General features: G+C 68.2%; 16 protein-coding genes. 6 read left to right on the top strand and 10 right to left on the bottom strand.

Annotated elements, in window-relative coordinates; translation table 11 throughout:
* Window positions 1-6: 6 nt before the first annotated feature.
* Window positions 7-423 carry a hypothetical protein gene (locus BMW54_RS02390; protein ID WP_090052682.1) on the bottom strand — a complete coding sequence of 139 codons (417 nt, stop codon included), beginning with the start codon at window positions 421-423 and terminating at the stop codon, window positions 7-9.
* A gap of 167 nt (window positions 424-590) precedes the next feature.
* Between BMW54_RS02390 and BMW54_RS02385 the strand changes: the two genes are divergently transcribed.
* The 5 genes from BMW54_RS02385 (at window position 591) to mfd (ending at window position 7,212) form a co-directional block, all read left to right on the top strand.
* On the top strand, window positions 591-1,127 hold the full coding sequence (locus BMW54_RS02385; protein ID WP_090052681.1) for a DUF6630 family protein: 537 nt from the start codon (window positions 591-593) through the stop codon (window positions 1,125-1,127).
* Window positions 1,128-1,177: 50 nt separating this feature from the next.
* Window positions 1,178-2,077 (top strand): 23S rRNA (adenine(2030)-N(6))-methyltransferase RlmJ, encoded by a 900-nt coding sequence (gene rlmJ / locus BMW54_RS02380; RefSeq protein WP_090052678.1) that lies wholly within the window; start codon window positions 1,178-1,180, stop codon window positions 2,075-2,077.
* A 28-nt stretch (window positions 2,078-2,105) separates the two neighbouring features.
* A complete protein-coding gene (locus tag BMW54_RS02375) occupies window positions 2,106-2,612 on the top strand; it encodes a Slp family lipoprotein (protein WP_090052675.1) in 507 nt (168 codons plus the stop codon).
* A 61-nt stretch (window positions 2,613-2,673) separates the two neighbouring features.
* Window positions 2,674-3,582, top strand: a complete 909-nt coding sequence (locus tag BMW54_RS02370; protein ID WP_090052673.1) for a cation diffusion facilitator family transporter — start codon at window positions 2,674-2,676, stop codon at window positions 3,580-3,582.
* 180 nt (window positions 3,583-3,762) lie between these two features.
* The gene (gene mfd, locus BMW54_RS02365; protein WP_090052671.1) at window positions 3,763-7,212 is read left to right on the top strand and encodes a transcription-repair coupling factor; all 3,450 of its coding nucleotides are present in this window, start codon (window positions 3,763-3,765) and stop codon (window positions 7,210-7,212) included.
* A 116-nt stretch (window positions 7,213-7,328) separates the two neighbouring features.
* Here the strand turns inward: mfd and egtD are convergent, their stop codons facing one another.
* The gene (gene egtD, locus BMW54_RS02360) at window positions 7,329-8,312 is read right to left on the bottom strand and encodes an L-histidine N(alpha)-methyltransferase (protein ID WP_090052669.1); all 984 of its coding nucleotides are present in this window, start codon (window positions 8,310-8,312) and stop codon (window positions 7,329-7,331) included.
* Complete coding sequence (egtB, locus tag BMW54_RS02355; RefSeq protein WP_090052667.1) at window positions 8,309-9,577, bottom strand: ergothioneine biosynthesis protein EgtB; 1,269 nt, start codon at window positions 9,575-9,577, stop codon at window positions 8,309-8,311. The genes egtD and egtB overlap by 4 nt, the downstream gene beginning before the upstream one ends.
* A gap of 186 nt (window positions 9,578-9,763) precedes the next feature.
* Here egtB and BMW54_RS02350 point away from each other — a divergent pair, with 186 nt between their 5' ends.
* Window positions 9,764-10,210 carry a DUF6491 family protein gene (locus BMW54_RS02350; RefSeq protein ID WP_090052665.1) on the top strand — a complete coding sequence of 149 codons (447 nt, stop codon included), beginning with the start codon at window positions 9,764-9,766 and terminating at the stop codon, window positions 10,208-10,210.
* 71 nt (window positions 10,211-10,281) lie between these two features.
* On the opposite strand, the gene BMW54_RS02345 is transcribed toward BMW54_RS02350, so the two are convergent.
* The 7 genes from BMW54_RS02345 to BMW54_RS02315 form a co-directional block, all read right to left on the bottom strand.
* Window positions 10,282-11,586, bottom strand: a complete 1,305-nt coding sequence (locus tag BMW54_RS02345; RefSeq protein WP_090052663.1) for an adenylosuccinate synthase — start codon at window positions 11,584-11,586, stop codon at window positions 10,282-10,284.
* 50 nt (window positions 11,587-11,636) lie between these two features.
* Complete coding sequence (gene hflC / locus BMW54_RS02340) at window positions 11,637-12,506, bottom strand: protease modulator HflC (protein ID WP_090052661.1); 870 nt, start codon at window positions 12,504-12,506, stop codon at window positions 11,637-11,639.
* On the bottom strand, window positions 12,503-13,633 hold the full coding sequence (locus tag BMW54_RS02335; RefSeq protein WP_090052659.1) for a protease modulator HflK: 1,131 nt from the start codon (window positions 13,631-13,633) through the stop codon (window positions 12,503-12,505). Before BMW54_RS02335 ends, hflC begins: the two co-directional genes overlap by 4 nt.
* Window positions 13,634-13,798: 165 nt before the next feature.
* Window positions 13,799-15,106 carry a ribosome rescue GTPase HflX gene (gene hflX / locus BMW54_RS02330; protein ID WP_090052657.1) on the bottom strand — a complete coding sequence of 436 codons (1,308 nt, stop codon included), beginning with the start codon at window positions 15,104-15,106 and terminating at the stop codon, window positions 13,799-13,801.
* Between the two features lie 97 nt (window positions 15,107-15,203).
* Window positions 15,204-15,464 carry an RNA chaperone Hfq gene (gene hfq, locus BMW54_RS02325; RefSeq protein ID WP_090052656.1) on the bottom strand — a complete coding sequence of 87 codons (261 nt, stop codon included), beginning with the start codon at window positions 15,462-15,464 and terminating at the stop codon, window positions 15,204-15,206.
* A gap of 88 nt (window positions 15,465-15,552) precedes the next feature.
* Window positions 15,553-16,533: a tRNA (adenosine(37)-N6)-dimethylallyltransferase MiaA gene (miaA, locus tag BMW54_RS02320; protein ID WP_090052654.1), complete on the bottom strand. Its 981-nt coding sequence runs from the start codon at window positions 16,531-16,533 to the stop codon at window positions 15,553-15,555.
* A gap of 165 nt (window positions 16,534-16,698) precedes the next feature.
* A complete protein-coding gene (locus BMW54_RS02315) occupies window positions 16,699-18,855 on the bottom strand; it encodes a S46 family peptidase (RefSeq protein ID WP_090052653.1) in 2,157 nt (718 codons plus the stop codon).
* Window positions 18,856-18,912: the final 57 nt, after the last annotated feature.

The following is an 18,912-nucleotide window of genomic DNA, read 5'->3' as shown; positions in this document are numbered from 1 at the left end:
GCGCGGTCAGCCGCCTTCCGCGGCCGGCAGCTCGTTGACGTCGCGCACGCTGTAGACGTCGATCCCGTAAGGCGCCTTCGCGTCCCCGGTGGCCTTGAAGCGCCCGAAGACGGTGGCATCGGCCTTCACGCCCTTCTCGCCGACGGTCCGGCGGAACGCCGACACGTCGCGTTTCTTGCTGGCGTTGTCGTCCATGCTCAGGCTCAACGAGGCGGCGCACTGGGTGTCCGAGAGCGTGGTGACCTTGCCCTCGGTGCTGGCGACGCCCCTGACCGTGACCGTGGTCCCGACGTAACGCTGGGCCGTGCCGACGACGCTGCAGATCGAGTCCGGCGGCGTGTCGTCGGACCGGGCCGCGGCGACGCCGCTGGCGAACAGCAGGATGGCGACGCCCGTCGCCCGTGCGAAAGTGACGGCTTTCATAGGTATTCCCCCTTGATACCGGCCCTGCGCGGACCGAGCCGAATGGATGGCTAAACCAAGGACACCGCGTTTTCGGCAAGGGGTCAATAAGAAAAATGGGTAGACGGAGGGCCCGCGCCGGTGCGGTTGCCACATAATGGGCGTCCCCACCCGATCACTGGAACGCCATGGCCTCCTGGGAAGACGACGACTACGACGACCGCTTCGACCACGACGACGACGAGGATGCCGAGGACACCGTCGAGAAGCAGGTCTGGCAGTTGCTGCTGCTCATCAATCCGGGCGACGAGGACGGCGCGCTCCAGCAGTTCAACGCCTACCGCGAGACGACGGAGGAAGAAGGCGATGACGACCCGATGCACATCGTGGCGCGGGTGACGGACTGGCGCTCGGGGTTCGAGGTCGACGAAGACGACACCCGCACGCTGGTGGAGGCCATCAACGAGCTGGTCAGCCGCTGGAACCTCACGATCGACTGGGACGGGGACCCGGACGACGACGAGTTCCACGAGGACCTCGATGGCGCCGAGGTGTTCGCGCGCGCGTTCGATCAGCTGAACCAGCACGGCTACACCCTCTGGTCCCGCGAGGCCGACGACGAGGTGCTGGCCGGCTGGATCACGTCGTCGCGCGACGACGAAGCGATGCGGATCGTCGCCACGCGGCTCGGCATCAACCTGCGGTTGGGCAGCCAGCTGGGCTGAGCCGCCCTTCCGGAGCGGCGGGCGGGGGTGGCGCCCGCTATACTCCGCCGATGAACTACCGCCACGCGTACCATGCCGGCAACTTCGCCGATGTCCTCAAGCACATGGTGCTCGTGGCCCTGATCGACGCCCTCGAGCAGAAGGCCTCGCCCTTCTGCTACATCGACACCCACGCGGGCCGGGGCCGCTACGACCTCAAGGGCTCCGAAGCCCGCAAGACGAACGAAGCGGATGCGGGATTCGGCGTCCTCCGGACCGCGACCGGCCTGCCGCCCCTGTTGTGGAAATGGCTGGAGATCGTCCGCGCCTGCAACGAAGGCGACGAGATGCGCTTCTACCCGGGCTCGCCGTGGATCGCCGCGCACCTGATGCGACCGACCGACAGCGCGCAGTTGTGCGAGCTGCACCCCGAGGAGGCCGGCGCGCTGCGCCAGCTGTTCCACCACGACAAGCGCGTGCACGTGCACCAGCGCGACGGGTACGAGGCGCTCAACGCGCTCGTGCCGCCGAAGGAAAAGCGCGGGCTGGTGCTGATCGACCCGCCGTTCGAGGCGCAGGAAGCCGAGTTCCGCACGATCGAGAAATCGCTGAAGGCGGCCATGGCGAAATGGCCCACCGGCGTGTTCGCCGTCTGGTATCCGATCAAGCTGCGCAGCCACGTGCAGCCGTTCCACCGCTGGCTCGGCAAATGCGGCGCGAAGCGCGTGCTGGCGGTCGAGTTGCTGTTGCGACCGGACGACTCCCCGCTACGCCTCAACGGCACCGGCATGGTGATCGTGAACGCCCCGTGGAAACTCGATGACGCCCTTCGCGACTCGTTGCGGCTGCTGCCGAAGCTGCTCGGCACGCCGGGCGAATCCGAATACCGGCTGACCTGGCTGGTGGAAGAAGGCAAGGATGAAGCTCCCGCCCACGGTCCGCACGCGCCGCATTCAGTCCGGAGGCGCTAAAGTCGCTCCACACGCCAGGAGTCGACCCATGCGCCCGACCAACGCCCGTCTCGCCCTGTCCGCCGCCGTCCTCGCGGCCGCGCTCGCAGGCTGCGCACCCGCCCCCATCTACAAGCCCACGCCCAACAACGCCGCCGTGCCGCCGGCACAGGTCGCGCGCGAGCCGGAGCGCTACGCTTCGGCCGACGTGATCTGGGGCGGCCGCATCGTCAACGTCCGCAACTTCGCGGACCACAGCGAGATCGAAGTCCTCGCCTATCCGCTCGACGGCTCGCAGCGGCCGCAGTCGAACGACACCGGCAACGGCCGCTTCATCGCCGCCATGCCGGGTTACGTCGAAAGCCTCGACTATCCGCCCGGCGGCCTCGTCACCATCGCTGGCCGTCTCAACGGCACGCGCACCGGCAACGTCGGGCAGGCGCAGTACACCTTCCCGCTGGTCTCGGTGAACCAGTCGCACGTCTGGACGGCCAAGGAGATGTCCGGCGGCCATCCGAACGTGAGCTTCGGCGTGGGCGTCGGCGTCATACGGTAAGATCCTGCGGATCGGCCCGCGCGGAAGATGCCGCGGGCCTTCCTTCGACGCTAGGAACCTCATGTCCGGACATGCCGACTCGAAGCGCGCGATCTTTCTCGCGCTCGGTGCTAACTTCGCCATCTTCGTCGCCAAGCTGGTCGCGGCGATCTTCACGGGTTCGGGCGCGATGCTGGCCGAGGCGGTCCACTCGCTGGCCGACTGCGGCAACCAGGGCCTGCTGCTGCTCGGCATGCGCCAGGCGAAGCGGCCGCCCTCGCCGGATTACCCCCTGGGCTGGGGTCGGGCCCTGTATTTCTGGTCGTTCCTCGTCGCCATCCTGCTCTTCAGCGTCGGCGGCATGTTCTCGGTCTACGAGGGCATCCACAAGCTGACCCACCCGGAGCCGCTGCGTTACGCGTGGCTGGCCGTGGGCGTGCTCGCCTTCTCGATCGTGACGGAAGGCATCTCGATGCACGGCTGCATGCAGGAGGTGAACAAGGCGCGCGAGGGCCGGACCCTCTGGCAGTGGTTCCGCGAGACCCGCGCCAGCGAGCTGCTGGTGATCTTCGGCGAGGACCTCGCCGCGCTCGTCGGCCTGTGCCTGGCGCTGGTCGCCGTCCTGCTGACCATGCTCACGGGCGACCTGCTCTTCGACGCGCTGGGCACCATCGCCATCGGCGTCCTGCTGATCGTGGTCGCCGTCGCCGTCGCCCGTGAGGTGAAGGCGCTGCTGATCGGCCAGGGCGTCGAGCCGAAGCAGCGGGCCGCGATGCTCGCGTTCCTCGAGGCCCGCCCCGAGATCGACACCGTCTATAACGTCCTGACCCTGCAGATGGGTACGGACGTCATGGTGGCGATCAAGGCGAAGATGGCGCCGACACCCACGGCCCGCGCCATGGTCGAGGCCATCAACATCGTCGAGGCCGATTTCAAGGCGAAGTTCCGGGACGTCCGCTGGAGCTTCTTCGAGCCGGATATCGCCGACTGAGGGAAGTCTTCCTATCGCCGATGCGATCGGCTCCCACCCCTCCGGTAGATGGCTTGCTACCGGAGGGGTGGGAGCCGATCGCATCGGCGATGGCCGCGCAGCGGCCTTCCCCGAGTGCCGGGACCTTCACCTCCGGGTAGTACAATCGACGACTTGTCCGCAAGGCCGTCGCCCGATTCCATGCCCGTAGCGCTTCCCCGCCCTCCGCTCCCCGTCAACGCCAAGACCCGCCGCTACTGGGCCGCGCCGCACGGCTCGTCCTGGGCGCTGGAAATCGCCGAGGCGGCGCGCGCCCACGACGGCCTGCTGGTCGTCGTGGTGCGCGATACCCGCAGCGCCGACAACCTCGAGAGCGAGCTGGCGGTCTTCGCGGGCGAGCTGCCCGTGCTGCATTTCCCCGACTGGGAAACCCTGCCCTACGACGTCTTCAGCCCGCATCCGGAAGTCGTCTCGCAGCGCGTCGCCACCCTGTACCGCCTGCCGACCACGCGCCGCGGCGTGCTCGTCGTGCCGGTCGCCACGCTGATGCAGCGCATCGCGCCGCGCACGCACATCACCGGGTCGGGCCTCGTGCTGCGCGAGGGGCAGAAGCTCGATCTCGCCGCCGAGCAGCGCCGCCTGGAAGCCGCCGGCTACCGCAACGTGCCGCAGGTGACCGAGCCGGGCGACTTCGCGGTGCGCGGCGCGCTGATCGACATCTACGCGATGGGCGCGAGCGAGCCCTACCGCGTCGAACTGTTCGACGACGAAGTGGAGTCGATCCGCACCTTCGACACGGAAACGCAGCGCTCGCAACAGCAGGTCGACGGCGTCGACCTGCTGCCGGCGCGCGAATTCCCGCTGACGGAAGACGCCGCGAAGACCTTCCGCGCCAACCTGCGCGAACGCTTCCCGATCGACATCCGCCGCTGCCCGCTCTACCAGGACATGAAAGAAGGCATGACGCCGGGCGGCATCGAGTACTACCTGCCGCTGTTCTTCCCGGTGACGGAAACGCTGTTCGACTACATCGCGGGCGACGCGCTGTTCGTCCTCGGCGAGGGCACGCTGGAGTCCTCCGAACAGTTCTGGACCCAGACCGCCGAGCGCTACGACCAGCGCGCGCACGACATCGAGCGCCCCGTGCTTCCCCCGGCGGAGATCTACCTGCCGCCGGAACAGTTGCGCGAGCGCCTGAACCGCCAGGCGCGCGTCGACGTCGTGGCGAAGGGCCACGAGCACGCCGTCGATCTCGGCACGCAGCCCGCCCCCGAGGTGCCCCTCAACCGCAAGGGCGAGGAACCCGGCACCGCCCTGCGCCATTTCCTCGCCAGCTACCCGGGACGCGTGCTGATCGCCGCCGACTCCGCCGGCCGTCGCGAGGCGCTCATCGAGCAGCTGGCCGGCGCGGGGCTGAAACCGGTCATCGTCGACGGCTGGAAGGATTTCCACGCGCGCGGCGAGGCGCTGGCCATCACCGCCGCGTCGCTCGAACAGGGGTTCGCCCTGAGGGAACCGGCGCTCACGGTGCTCACCGAGCGCGAGCTGTTCGGCGAGCGCGTGCGCACCGACCGCAAGCGCCGCGCCGGCGCCGCGCGCGATCCCGAGAGCATCATCAAGGACCTGACGGAACTCTCCGTCGGATCGCCGATCGTCCATATCGACCACGGCGTGGGCCGCTACCAGGGCCTCGTCTCGCTCGACGTCGGCGACATGCCGGGTGAATTCCTCACCATCGAGTACGCCAAGGGCGACAAGCTCTACGTCCCCGTGGCCCAGCTCGGCCTCGTCAGCCGCTACACGGGCACCGCGCCGGAACTGGCGCCGCTGCATTCGCTCGGCGGCGACGCGTGGGAGCGTGCCCGCAAGAAGGCCGCCGAGAAGGTGCGCGACGTGGCCGCGGAGCTGCTGGCCATCTACGCCCAGCGCGAAGCGCGCCAGGGCGAGTCGCTGCCCGTCGACCGGCAGATGATCGAAGAATTCGCCGCGACGTTCCCGTTCGAGGAAACGCCGGACCAGCAGGCGGCCATCGATTCGGTGATCGTCGACCTGGCCGCGCCGCGCGCCATGGACCGCGTGGTCTGCGGCGACGTCGGCTTCGGCAAGACCGAGGTCGCGCTGCGCGCGGCGTTCGCGGCCGCCACCGCGGGCAAGCAGGTGGCGGTGCTCGTGCCCACCACCCTCCTCGCGCAGCAGCACTACCGCAACTTCGCGGACCGCTTCGCTGACTGGCCGGTGCGGGTCGACGTGCTGTCGCGCTTCAAGTCGAAGAAGGAAGTCGACGCGGCGCTCGAGCGCCTCGCCGACGGCCAGGTCGACGTCATGGTCGGCACGCACAAGCTCCTGCAGCCGGACATCCGCTTCAAGAACCTCGGCCTCGTCATCGTCGACGAGGAGCAGCGCTTCGGCGTGCGCCAGAAGGAGCAGCTGAAGAAGCTGCGCGCCGAGGTCGACCTGCTCACGCTGACCGCCACGCCCATCCCGCGCACGCTGAACATGGCGATGAGCGGTTTGCGCGATCTGTCCATCATCGCCACGCCGCCGGCGCATCGCACCGCCGTGCGCACGCTGATCTCGACCTGGCAGCCCGCGCTGATCCGCGAGGCCGTCCAGCGCGAGCTCGCGCGCGGCGGCCAGGTGTACTTCCTGCACAACGAGGTGGAGTCCATCGAGCGCACGGCGCGCGAGCTCGGCGAACTGGTGCCCGAGGCGCGCATCCGCGTCGCGCACGGACAGATGCCCGAGCGCGAACTGGAACAGGTGATGGCGGACTTCCACCGCCAGCGGTTCAACGTGCTCGTGTCGACCACGATCATCGAGTCGGGCATCGACATTCCCACCGCGAACACCATCATCGTCAATCGCGCCGACCGTTTCGGCCTGGCGCAGTTGCACCAGCTGCGTGGCCGCGTCGGGCGCTCGCACCATCGTGCCTATGCCTACCTGATCGTGCCGGACCGCAAGGCGATGACGGCCGACGCGGAGAAGCGCCTCGAAGCGCTCGCGTCGCTGGAGGAACTGGGCGCCGGTTTCACGCTCGCCACGCACGATCTCGAGATCCGCGGCGCGGGCGAGATGCTGGGCGAGGAGCAGTCGGGTCAGATCCAGGAGATCGGCTTCGGGCTCTACACCGAGCTGCTCGATCGCGCGGTGCGTGCGCTGAAATCGGGCAAGGTGCCGGACTTCGACCTCACCTCGGAACACGAGACCGAGGTCGAAATGCACCTGCCGGCGCTGATTCCCGAGGATTACCTGCCCGACGTCCACACGCGCCTGACGCTGTACAAGCGCATCGCGAGCGCACGAAACGAGGAAGGGCTGCGCGAGCTGCAGGTGGAGATGATCGACCGCTTCGGCCTGCTCCCGGACCAGACCAAATGCCTGTTCGCCGTGGCGCAGCTGAAGCTGATGGCGACGCCGCTGGGCATCCGGAAACTCGACTTCGGCGCCAATGGCGGACGCGTCACCTTCCGCGAGAAGCCCGACATCGACCCGATGGCGCTGATCAAGCTGATCCAGCAGCAGCCGCGCGTGTTCAAGATGGACGGGCAGGACAAGTTGCGCGTGATCCTCGATCTGCCGGGTTCGGCGGAGCGGGTGCGCACGGCGCAGGATCTGCTGGTGTCGCTGGGGGCGCCCAGGCCGGGCTAGTCCTCCGGTCACCTGCTCCCCATCGCCGATACGATCGGCTCCCACTCCGGCAGCAGGGCCTTCGACGGCATTGCTACCGGAGGGTGGGAGCCGATCGTATCGGCGATTACGCGCCCTCAGGCCACCGGACTGGACCGCACCAGGTACTGCACGCTGAAGCGGCGGTCCTCGTCCATCCAGACCTTTTCCACCGCGAGTCCGGCCTTGCTCGCCATCTGCGCGAAATCGTCGAGCGAGTACTTGCAGCTGTATTCCACATGCATGGCTTCGTCCTCGCGGAAGGCGAAGGTCTCGCCGCCCACGCGCACGTCCTGCCGCTTCGTGCTGACGAGGTCGGTCTCGATGCGTCCCGCGAGCGCGTTGTAACGCGCGCGGTGGCGGAACGATGCCACGTCGAAGTCGGCGCCGATCTCACGGTTCAGCCGCACCAGCATGTTGAGGGTGAAGTCGCGCGTGACGCCCGCGGCATCGTTGTAGGCGGCCTCGATCTGCGCCGTGTCCTTCTTCAGGTCCACGCCCACGACCACGCCACCGCCGTCGCTCATCTCGGCGCGCATCTGGCGCAGGATCCGGATGGCGTCCTTCGTCTCGAAGTTGCCGATGGTCGAGCCCGGAAAATAGATCACGGTGCGACGCGGTGAGCGCGACGCGACCGGCAGGCGCAGCGGCTGCGTGAAGTCGGCGCACACCGGCTGCATCGGCACGTCCGGGAAACGCGTCGCCAGTTCCGCGACGCTCTCCATCAACGCCGAACGCGAGATCTCCACCGGCACGTACGCGACCGGCGTCTCGAGGTGCTCCAGCAGCATGCGCGTCTTGATGCCGCTGCCGCTACCGTATTCCACCAGGCGAACATCGGGACCGAGCGTCGCGGCGATGTCCGCGGCATGGTCGCGCATGATCGCGATCTCGGTACGCGTGAGGTAGTACTCCGGCTGTTCGCAGATCGCCTCGAACAGGGCCGATCCGCGTTCGTCGTAGAAGAGTCGCGACGGCAGCCGCTTCGGCGTCGCCGCCAGACCGCGACGGACGGTCTCGAGGGTGTCCTCGACATCCGGATGACGGTCGTCGACGCGGATGTCTTTCGGTTGAGCGCTCATCGATCGGTTCCCAGTCGTATCCCCGTGAACTGCCAGCGGGCATGGGGAGGAAAAAAGTTGCGGTACGTCGGGCGGACATGATCGGCGGGCGTGGCGCAGGATCCCCCGCGAAGCACCCACTGGCCGTTCATGAATTTTCCGTTGTACTCGCCGAGGGCGCCGGCCAGGGGACGGAAACCCGGATAACTGACATAAGGGCTCATCGTCCATTCCCAAACGTCGCCGTACATCTGGCCCAGGGATGTCTCGAACGATGTCGCGCGCGGGTGGAACAGGCCCGATTCCTGGAAGTTGCCCTGCACGGGAATGCCGGCGGCCATCGTTTCCCATTCGGTTTCCGTCGGCAGCCGCGCGCCGGCCCATCGCGCGAAGGCGTCGGCTTCGAAATAGCTGACGTGGCAAACGGGCGCGTGCGGGTCGATGGCACGGCGCCCGTGCAGGGTGAATTCGGTTTCGCAGGCCTCGTCCCAGTACAGGGGCCGCGACCAGCCCTCCGCCTGCACCGTCGCCCAGCCGTCGGAGAGCCAGAGCGTCGGCTCGCGATAGCCGCCGTCCTGGATGAAGGCCAGGAACTCGGCGTTCGTCACCGGACGATTGGCCAGCGAACCTGCCTGCCGGTACGTGCGGTGACGCGGGCCCTCGTTGTCGAAATGGAAGCCATCGCCGGCGTGACCGACCTCGACCACGCCCTCATCGAACGGCACGTAGCCCAGGGCCGGCGCCGCCATCGACAGGGCCCGCGGCGCGTCCGGAGCGAAGGCCGGCTCGAGCGGATTCTGCGCGAACGCGTGCTTGATGTCGGTCAGCAGCAATTCCTGATGCTGTTGCTCGTGCTGGCAGCCCAGCTCGATGAGCGTCGCCAGTTCCGGATCGCCATGGCGCACGATGCGTTCCGCGATCGCCTCGTCGACGCGCGACCGATAATCCCGCACTTCGTCGAGCGTGGGCCGGGTTAGCATGCCGCGTCGCGGCCGCGAGTGCATCGGCCCCACCGACTGGTAGTACGAGTTGAAGAGGAAGTGCCATTCCGGATTCGGCGATACGTAGGCCGGATCGCGTTCGAGGATGAACTGCTCGAAGAACCAGGTGGTGTGGGCGAGATGCCACTTCGTGGGACTGGCATCCGGCATCGACTGCACGACCGTGTCTTCCGGCCGCAGGTGCGCGGACAGCTGCACCGTACGTTGGCGTACGCTGGAAAAACGATTCAGAAGCTCCGTGCTGGCCGATGGGTGGGGGGGCGTGCCAAGCGGGCGGACGGTCATGACGCTACGGTTCCGGTGCCGCCGGGGACGCGACGGCCAATGCCCGGAACGATGCCGGAGGAAACGTTCAACGGACGTGAGCGGAGCCGTCCGCCACCTTAACGAGCGGTGCACCCAGGCCGCATGGATACTCGCAACCTCGCCGATTCAGGCTTAACGTGGGACACCCCACGAAAGGACAGCGCCATGAACGTCCGACATTTTCTTTCCGCATCCCTGCTCGCCCTGAGCGCCCTCTCCGCCGGTTGCGCCTCGTCGGGCCTGCAGGCGCGCGACGAGCTTCCCTACGCCGACTGCATGCGTGCCGACCAGATCAACCGCTGGGCGGTCGTCGACGGCAGCACCTTTGCCGTGGCGAACGGTCCCAACTACTACCGCATCCGCACGACGACGGATTGCCCCCGCGCCGACCTCGGTGGCGGCATCCGCTTCCGCCAGTCGAACAGCGACAAGGCGGTGAGCGGCCCGGACATCCGCATGTGCGGCGGCATCAACGAGCAGATCGTCCGCCGCGACGATCCGCCGTGCCAGATCAAGTCCATCGAGAAGGTCGACAAGGGCAGCTTCGACAAGATGCTCGACGCGGCGCAATCCAAGGGCTCGGGCGCCGGCCCGACCGGCGCGGTGCCGTAACCCGGTCGATCCGCTCCAATGAAAAACGCCAGCCTTTCGGCTGGCGTTTTTTTTCGCTTACCGCTGGAATATCAGCAGTCGTCGCCGCCGAACGGGTCGTCGAGGACGATCGTGTCGTCGCGGTCGGCGCCCGTGGCCACGAGGGCGAGCTTGCAACCGGAGAGCTCCTCGACGGCGCGGAGGTACGCGCGCGCGGCCGGCGGCAGCTTGTTCCAGTCGCGGATGCCCGCGGTGGATTCTTCCCAGCCCGGGAACTCGAGGTAGACCGGCTTGCACTCGGCCCAGCCGTCGGCGTCGAGCGGCGCGAGCTCGCGGCGCTTGCCGCGGTACTCGTACGCGATGCAGACCTTGATGGTTTCAAGGCCGTCGAGGACGTCGAGCTTCGTGATCGCCAGGCCGTCGATGCCGTTGATCTGCACCGCGCGCTTCAGCGCCACGAGATCGATCCAGCCGCAGCGGCGCGGACGGCCCGTGCTGGCGCCGAACTCGTTGCCCTTCTTGCGCAGGAGCTCGCCCATGTCGTCGTTGAGCTCGGTCGGGAACGGACCGCCGCCCACGCGCGTGGCGTACGCCTTGCAGATGCCCAGCACGTAGTCGATGTCGCGCGCGCCGACGCCGGTGCCGGCGAGCGCGCCGCCCACCGTCGTGTTCGACGAGGTGACGTACGGGTAGGTGCCGTGGTCGATGTCGAGCAGCGCGCCCTGCGCGCCCTCGAACAGGATGTTGCCGCCTTCCTGGCGGACGTCGTGCAGGATCGTGGCGACGTCGTCGACCATCGGGCGCAGGTACTCGCCCCAGGTCAGCGCTTCGTCGAGGACGGTCTGGTAATCGACCGGCTCGGCCTTCAGCCACTGGGTGAGCACGAAGTTGTGGTACTCGACGGCGGCCTGCACCTTCTCGGGCAGCTCGTGCGGGTACATCAGGTCGGCGACGCGGATCGAGCGGCGGGCGACCTTGTCCTCGTACGCCGGACCGATGCCGCGGCCGGTGGTGCCGATCGCCTTGGCGCCGGAGGCGACTTCGCGCGCCTTATCGACGGCGATGTGGTACGGCATGATCAGCGGCGTGGCCGGGGAAATCTTCAGGCGCGGGCGGACGTCGACGCCCTGCTCTTCCAGCTCGGCGATCTCGCTCATCAGCGCCGCGGGCGAGAGCACCACGCCGTTGCCGATCAGGCAGAGCGCGTCGTCGCGCAGGATGCCCGACGGGATCAGGTGCAGGACGGTCTTCTTGCCCTTGATCACCAGCGTGTGGCCGGCGTTGTGGCCGCCCTGGAAACGAGCGACGGCACCGACGCGCTCCGTCAGGAGGTCGACGATCTTGCCCTTGCCCTCGTCGCCCCATTGCGCGCCGAGAATGACGACTGACTTACCCATGTGATGGTTCTCTTCGTTGCGGTTGCCCTTGCGGGCGATGTGGATCGGGATCAGCGCTGGCGGCCGGGGCCGTCGTTGAGATAGCGCAGGAATTCGGAGTCGGGCTTGAGCACGAACGTGCCCTTGCCGTCGGCGAAGGCCTTCCGGTAAGCGGAAAGGCTGCGATAGAACGCGAAGAATTCGGGGTCCTGGCTGTACGCCTGGGCGTAGATGGCCGCGGCCTGCGCGTCGCCATCGCCCTTGACCTTCGTCGCGTCGCGATTGGCGTCGGCGAGCAGGACGAGCTTCTGGCGATCGGCGTCGGCGCGGATCTTCTCGGCGCTCTCCTGTCCCGTGTAACGCAGCTCGTTGGCGAGCTGGAGGCGCTCGGCGCGCATGCGCTTGTACACCGAGCCGCTGACTTCGTCCGGAAGATCGATGCGCTTGATGCGGACGTCGACCACGGCGATGCCGAGGTTCTTGCGCGCCACGGTGTCGGTCTGCTGGCGCACGCGCTCGGTGATGTCCTTGCGGCCGCCGGCGATGAGGTCTTCGAGCGGACGAGCGTTGAACTCGTAACGCAGGGCGTCCTTCACGATGGGCGTGAGGCGCTGCGTGGCCTGCAGCTGTTCGCCCGACGTGGCGCGGTAGTAGGCGGCGTTGTCGGCGATGCGCCACTTCACGTAGAAGTCGACGTTGACGCTCTTCTTCTCGAGCGTGAAGTAACGCTCGGGCTGGGAGTCGAGGCCGAGGATGCGGTTGTCGAAGCGCATCACCTGCTGGACGACCGGGATCTTGAAGTGCAGCCCGGGCTTGTAATCCGCGCGCACGATGCGCCCGAACTGCAGGAGCAGCGCGTTCTCGCCTTCCTTCACGATGAAGGCGCTGTTGAAGCCGAGCAGGACGAGCGCGACGACGATGAGGCCGGAAACGATCTTCACTGGGCGCTCCCCTGCGGATTCGGATTGGCGTCGGTGGTCGCGGACTGGATGACGGTGCCGACGCCCGGCACGTTGCGGACGGTGCCGTTGTTGGGCTCCACCGGGAGCTGGACGATGTTCTTGCCGTTGCTGCCGTCGACGACCTTCGGATTGCCGGCCATGACTTCCTCGACGGTTTCCAGCCACAGGCGCCGGCGCGTGACCTCCGGCGCGGCGCGGTATTCCTTGAGCAGCAGGCTGAAGCGCTCGACGTCGCCGTTGGCGCGCGCGATGCGCTCGACGCGTTCGGCGTCGGCTTCCGCCGCGATGCGCGCGGCTTCGCCGCGGGCCACCGGGACCACCTGGCTTTCGTAGGCGCGGGCCTTGTTCTCTTCGCTCTGCTTGTCTTCGCGCGCGGCGTTGACGTCGTCGAAGGCGTCCTTCACCTGCGCGGGCGGCGACACGTTCTGGAAGCTGACGCCCGTCACCAGGATGCCGGCGTCGTACTTGTCGAGCGTGGCCTGGAGGATGTCCCGCGTCTGCTGCTGCAGCGTTTCCTTCGCCGCGGGCGCCACGCCGGCCACGGGGGCCTGCGCCGGTGCCGGCGTGTCCACGCCGGGCGTGGTCAGGATGTTGTCCATGATGTTCGCGCCGACGACGGAGCGAACGGCCGCCTCGGCGGCGTTGTGGATGGTGGTCTCTTCGCGATCGGCGTTCGAATACAGGAACTTCCGGGCATCGGAGACCTGGTACTGCACGTTGAAGTCGATGGCGATGATGTTCTCGTCGCGCGTGAGCATCGAGACGTTGTCGGACACCGAACGCACCTGCGTGGTCTCGACCTTGGTGACCGTCTCGACCGGGCTCGGCGCCTTGAGATGGAAGCCCGGCGGGAGCACGCGCGAGAACTGGCCGAAGCGCAGCACGACACCGACCTGGCGGGCGTCGATCACGGTGTAGCTGGAGACCAGCAGCCAGGCCACGATGAAGACCACGACGATGGCGAACACGCCGCCGCTGCCTGCGCCGAACCGGCCGAAACGCGCCTTCAGGTTTTTGATGGCGGCATCGATGTCGGGCTTGCGCCCGCCCGGCCTGTTGCGGTTCCAGGGATCCTTCTGGCCGTTGCCGGGTTCGTTCCAAGCCATGGGCGACAGTCTCCTTCGGGGACCGGAGGGTGGGCGGCTGGCAAGCCAATGGGGGTGAACCCGCGACGGTGGGGGTAGGCTCCGGACGCGCGAGCGCCCGGGACCGCGCCGTTGGGGCACGCAAACGACGTGAATTCTACCAGATGGGTACCGCCGAGTGGTCGCTCAGAACTCGGCGTGCGGGGGATCGATCAGGTCGCGCAGCGGCCGGGCGTGCACATCGTCCCCCAGCAAGGGGGCCAGCACGGAGCGCGGGGCGTCGATGTCGAGGTGCCAGCCGTGCTCGTCGACGGCCTCGCCGGCGATGGCGCCGGCCGCCTTCAGACGGGCATGCAGGCGCCCTGCCGTGAGAGGAAGCTCAAGGCCTGCCCGGATGCGGTCGCCGCCCAGCAGCTCGCCGAGCGCCTCGCGCAGGCCGTCGATGCCGAGGCCGGTCGCGGCGGAGAGCCAGACCTGGCGGGGCTTGCCATCGTCGCCACGGTCGACGCGCGGGGCGGTGTCGACCAGGTCGATCTTGTTCATCACCGACAGCTGGGGCACGTCGCCCGCGCCGATTTCCTCGAGCACCTCGTTGACGACGCGCTGGAGCAGCTCGCGCTCCTCGTCGGCGGCGTCGCTGACGTGGATCAGAAGATCGGCGTCGCGCGCCTCGGCCAGCGTCGCGCGGAAGGCGGCCACCAGGTCGTGCGGGAGCTCGCGGATGAAGCCGACGGTGTCGGCCACCACGGCCGGGCCGCACGCGAGCCCCTCGATCTTGCGGACCGTCGGGTCGAGCGTGGCGAACAGCTGATCGGCCGCGTAGACGCCGCCGGTGGTCAGGGCGTTGAACAGCGTCGACTTGCCGGCATTGGTGTAGCCGACCAGCGCGACGCGCGGCACGGTGTTGCGCAGACGGGCGCGACGCTGCTGGTCGCGCTGGACCTGCACCTTCTCCAGCCGCTTCGTCAGCATCTTCACGCGCTCGGCGAGGAGGCGGCGGTCGGTTTCGAGCTGGGTTTCGCCCGGGCCGCGGTTGCCGATGGCACCGCCTCGCTGGGCGTCGAGATGGGTCCAGCCGCGGACCAGCCGGGTGGCGATGTGCTTGAGCTGGGCCAGCTCGACCTCGAGCTTGCCTTCGTGCGAACGGGCGCGCTGGGCGAAGATGTCGAGGATCAGCCCGGCGCGGTCGACCACGCGGGCCTTCAGATGCTTCTCGAGATTGCGCTCCTGGACCGGCGTGAGCACGTGGTCCACCAGGACCAGGTCGGCCTCCAGCGCGCGGACGGCCTCGGCGACCTCGTCGGCCTTGCCGCTGCCGATGTAGAAACGGGGATTCGGCTCGGCCACGCGAGCGGAAATGCTGGTGAGGATCTCGGCACCCGCCGAGGACACCAGTTCGGCGAATTCCTCGCCACGGCGGATCGCGTCGCCCTCGCCCCGCGAATGCGGAAGCACCAGGATGGCGCGGTCGCCTTTCTTTTGTCTATCGAACACTTAGTGGTGTGACCTCATGGATGAGAAACGGGGCGCGCGCAGCGGAAAGCATACGCGCCCCCGTCCTTGTTCCATATGGGACTCGACGAAGGGCCCCTCAACCCTCGCCGTCACCCGACGACGCATCCGAATGATTCTCGTGACCGCCGACCCGGACGTTCCGGCTCGGCACCACGGTCGAGATGGCGTGCTTGTAGACCATCTGGCTGACCTGGTTGCGCAGCAGCACGACGAACTGATCGAACGACTCGATCGTGCCCTGCAGCTTGATGCCGTTCACCAGGTAGATGGCGACCGGCACGCGCTCACGACGCAGCGCATTCAGAAACGGATCCTGCAACGATTGCCCTTTGGACATTTCTTGTTCTCCCCTACGCCTCTCGAGCGGGTCCGGGAAAAAACGCCTGACGGCGCCCCGGCCCAAGTGTCTTGAATCTTAACTGCATTTAAATGCCCGCTGGAAGCGCCGAGCGTGACGCCCTCGGCATTCCCAGGAACTGCTCCACCGCGCGCTCCACCTCGGGCAACGGATCCCCCCGGTCCGGGTCGAACGTGCGGGCGTCGAGCTCGGCCCGGAGCCACGTGATCTGGCGCTTCGCGAGCTGACGCGTTGCATAGATACCACGGTTGCGGAATTCCGTGGCGTCGCCGTCGCCATCGAGGTACTCCCACGCCTGTCGGTACCCCACCGCGCGTATCGCCGGGAGATCCGGATGAAGGTCGCCGCGCTCGCGCAGCCCACGCACTTCGTCGAGGAAGCCGTCCGCCAGCATCGCGTCGAAGCGTGTGGCGATGCGCGCGTGCAGCGTGGTCCGGTCGGCAGGAAGCAGCGCCAGCTTGAGCACCCGCCAGGGCAGGCGCTCGCGACTCCCGCCCGTCTGCAGTTCGCTCAAGGTGCGCCCGCTGAGCGTCATCACCTCGAGCGCCCGCTGGATGCGCTGCGCATCGCCTGGCCGGATCCGCGCACCGGCGATGGGATCGAGTGCGGCCATGCGGGCATGCATCGCCTCCCATCCGATCGTCGCGGCTTCGGCGGCCAGCGTCTCGCGCAGCGCCGGATCGGCTTCGGGCAGATCGGAGAGGCCGCGCTGCAACGCGCGGAAATACAGACCGGTGCCACCGACGAGCAGCGGCACCCTGCCCTGCGCGGTGATCCGCGTCATGGCGGCCAGCGCGTCGGCGCGGAAATCGGCGGCGGAATACGGTTGCGACGGATCGCGGATGTCGATCAGCTCGTGCGGATAGCGCGAAAGCGTCGCCGCGTAGGGCTTGGCCGAACCGATGTCGAGCCCGCGATACACGAGCGCCGAATCGACGCTGACCAGACCCACGGGAAAGCGATCGGCCAGTTCGCAGGCGAGCGCCGTCTTGCCCGAGGCGGTCGGGCCCATCAGGAAGATGGCGAGGGGGCGTGTATCGAGACTCATGACGGCACTGCGCTGGCGAACGGCCGCAAGGGTAGCGCATGCGCGCTGGTCAGATACTGACCAGCGCGACGCAAGTGCGTGCCACGCAAGGGCGAAACGGACTTGTCCACACGGTTATGCAGGCGGTATCCACACCGGTTGTGGATAAGCGACGGACGCCTGCGCTCAACGCGACGCGGGCACGCCAAGCTCCTTCAGCAGCGCGGGCGACGGATACACCTTGTCGATCAGCCAGCGCATGTAGCGCATGTCGACGTGGATGGCGCGCTTGTACCGCGGGTCGTACATCCAGCTCGCGCTGACCGCCTCCCAGTTGCTGTCGAAGTTCAGGCCGACGAGCTCGCCCTTCGCGTTGAGCACCGGCGAGCCGGAGTTGCCGCCGGTCGTGTCGAGGTTGCTGAGGAAGTCGACGGGCATCGCGCCGGTCTTCGGGTCGGCGTAGCCGGCGAAGTCGCCCTTCGCGATCGCGTCGAGCAACGGCTTCGGTGCGTCGAACGGCGCCTTGCCCGTGTTCTTCTCGACGATGCCGGCGACGGTCGTCAGCGGCGCGTAGGTGACCGCGTCGCGCGCGACGAGCGGCGTGACCTTGCCGTAGCTGACGCGGAGCGTGGAGTTGGCGTCCGGATAGACCGCCTTGCCCTGCGATTCGCGGTAGCCGATCAGCGCCTGCATGTACGCCGGGCGCAGGCGCAGCAGCTCGCCCTCGCGCGCCTTGCGCTCGTCGTCGAGCCGCAGCAGCGCCGGGCGCAGCGTGCGCGCCGCGACCAGCAACGCGTCGTCGCTCTTGCCGACGTCCGCCGGGCTCGCCGCGAACAGACGCATGCGCTCCGCCTCGTCGCCAAGTTTCGTCGATCCGTAAGTGCGGTCGAGCGCCGACGCCAGTTCGGCGGGCGTGCGGCCGAAGACCTTGTCGAGCTCCGGCAGGTGCTGGACGGCCGGCAGCGTCTGGTAGCGAAGCATGAGCGAGGTCACCAGCGCTTTTTCCACGCGCGGATCGTAGCGGCGCTGCGCCTGCTTCAGCTGGCTCTTGATGAGCTCCTCGTCGCGCGTCTGGTAACCCGTCTCGCGCGCGGCGTCCGGCTTCGGCCGTTCGACCGAGAGGCGATCGATGGCGAGCGCGCCGCGCATCAGCTGCGTCTGGCTGGCCAGCAGCGCGAGCACCATGTCGCGATCGCGACTGTCCTTGCCCTGCGCGATGAGCGCCATGACCTGGTCGATCTCCGGCTTCAGGGCGGCGCCGTCGGGTTGTTTCGCCAGCCACGCCAGCATGGCGGCCTCGTCCTGGCGGCGCACGTCGACGGCATCGCTGCGGCGCAGGCCCTCGAGCTCGCCTTCGAAGCGCTTGATGCCGTTCTTCAGCGACTGCAGCTGCGAGGCGTAACGGATGCCGGCCTCCTTGTCCGTCCTGCCCTGTGTCTCGATGACGTCCTGCAGCGCCTTCATCGCGGCGACGTAGGTCGGCAGGCGCCACTCGATCTGGTCGGCGAACTCCGCGGCGGTCCGGTGACGGTAGGTGATGCCGGGATAGCCCGCGAGCATCACGAAATCGCCCTCCGCCACGCCGGCGGTCGAGAGCGTCAGGTGCGACGGCGGACGATAGGGCTTGTTCTCCGGCGAGTAGTCGGCCGGCTTGCCGTCCGGTCCGACGTACGCGCGCAGGATGGTGAAGTCGCCGGCGTGACGGGGCCAGACGAAGTTGTCGATCTCGTCGCCGTAGTTGCCGATGGCCCGCGGCGGAGCGTAGACGAGGCGCAGGTCGCGAAGCTCGAGCTGCTTCACCAGATAGAAGTCGCGCCCGTAGAACATGTTGGCGACGCTGCAGCGGATGCCGTCGCCCTTCTCGCACTCGGCCACGAGCGCCTTGCTCGCGGCGTCGACCGCGTCGTAGTAGGCCTTGCCGGTCTTGCCGCGCGCGGCGGCGAGCACGGTGTCGGTCACCTTGTCGAAGCCGACCGTCACGCGCAGGCGGTAGTCCGGGTTCGCCGGGAGCTCGCCCGCCCGGTCGGGGGCGACGTAGCCGTTCGCGATCAGATCGCGGTCGGGCCGGGAGTTGTACTGGATGACGCCGAAGGCCACGTGGTGGTTGGTGACGACCAGGCCCTCGGCGGAGACGAAGGCGCCCGTCCCGCCACCGATCCGGACGACCGCGTTCAGCGGCGCGCGGGTGAGGTCGGCGAGGTCCCTGGGATCGCCCCGGAAGCCGGCCTCCTTGAGATTCTTCGCAATCGAAGGCAGCTGCGAGGGCATCCACATGCCCTCGTCGGCCTTCGCGTCGATCGTCAGCGCCATGGCGGCTCCCAGCATCATCGAGCGGATTCGCATGTTTCTCATGTCCCCTGTGGGTCGTGCAGAGCGGTCCGACCATAGAGGGCCTCCCCG

Origin of the sequence: Luteibacter sp. 329MFSha, from assembly GCF_900111665.1 — a bacterium.
GTDB lineage: Bacteria > Pseudomonadota > Gammaproteobacteria > Xanthomonadales > Rhodanobacteraceae > Luteibacter.
The sequence above is the reverse complement of the archived record's forward strand: the minus strand, read 5'-3'. Positions and strand labels throughout refer to the sequence as shown.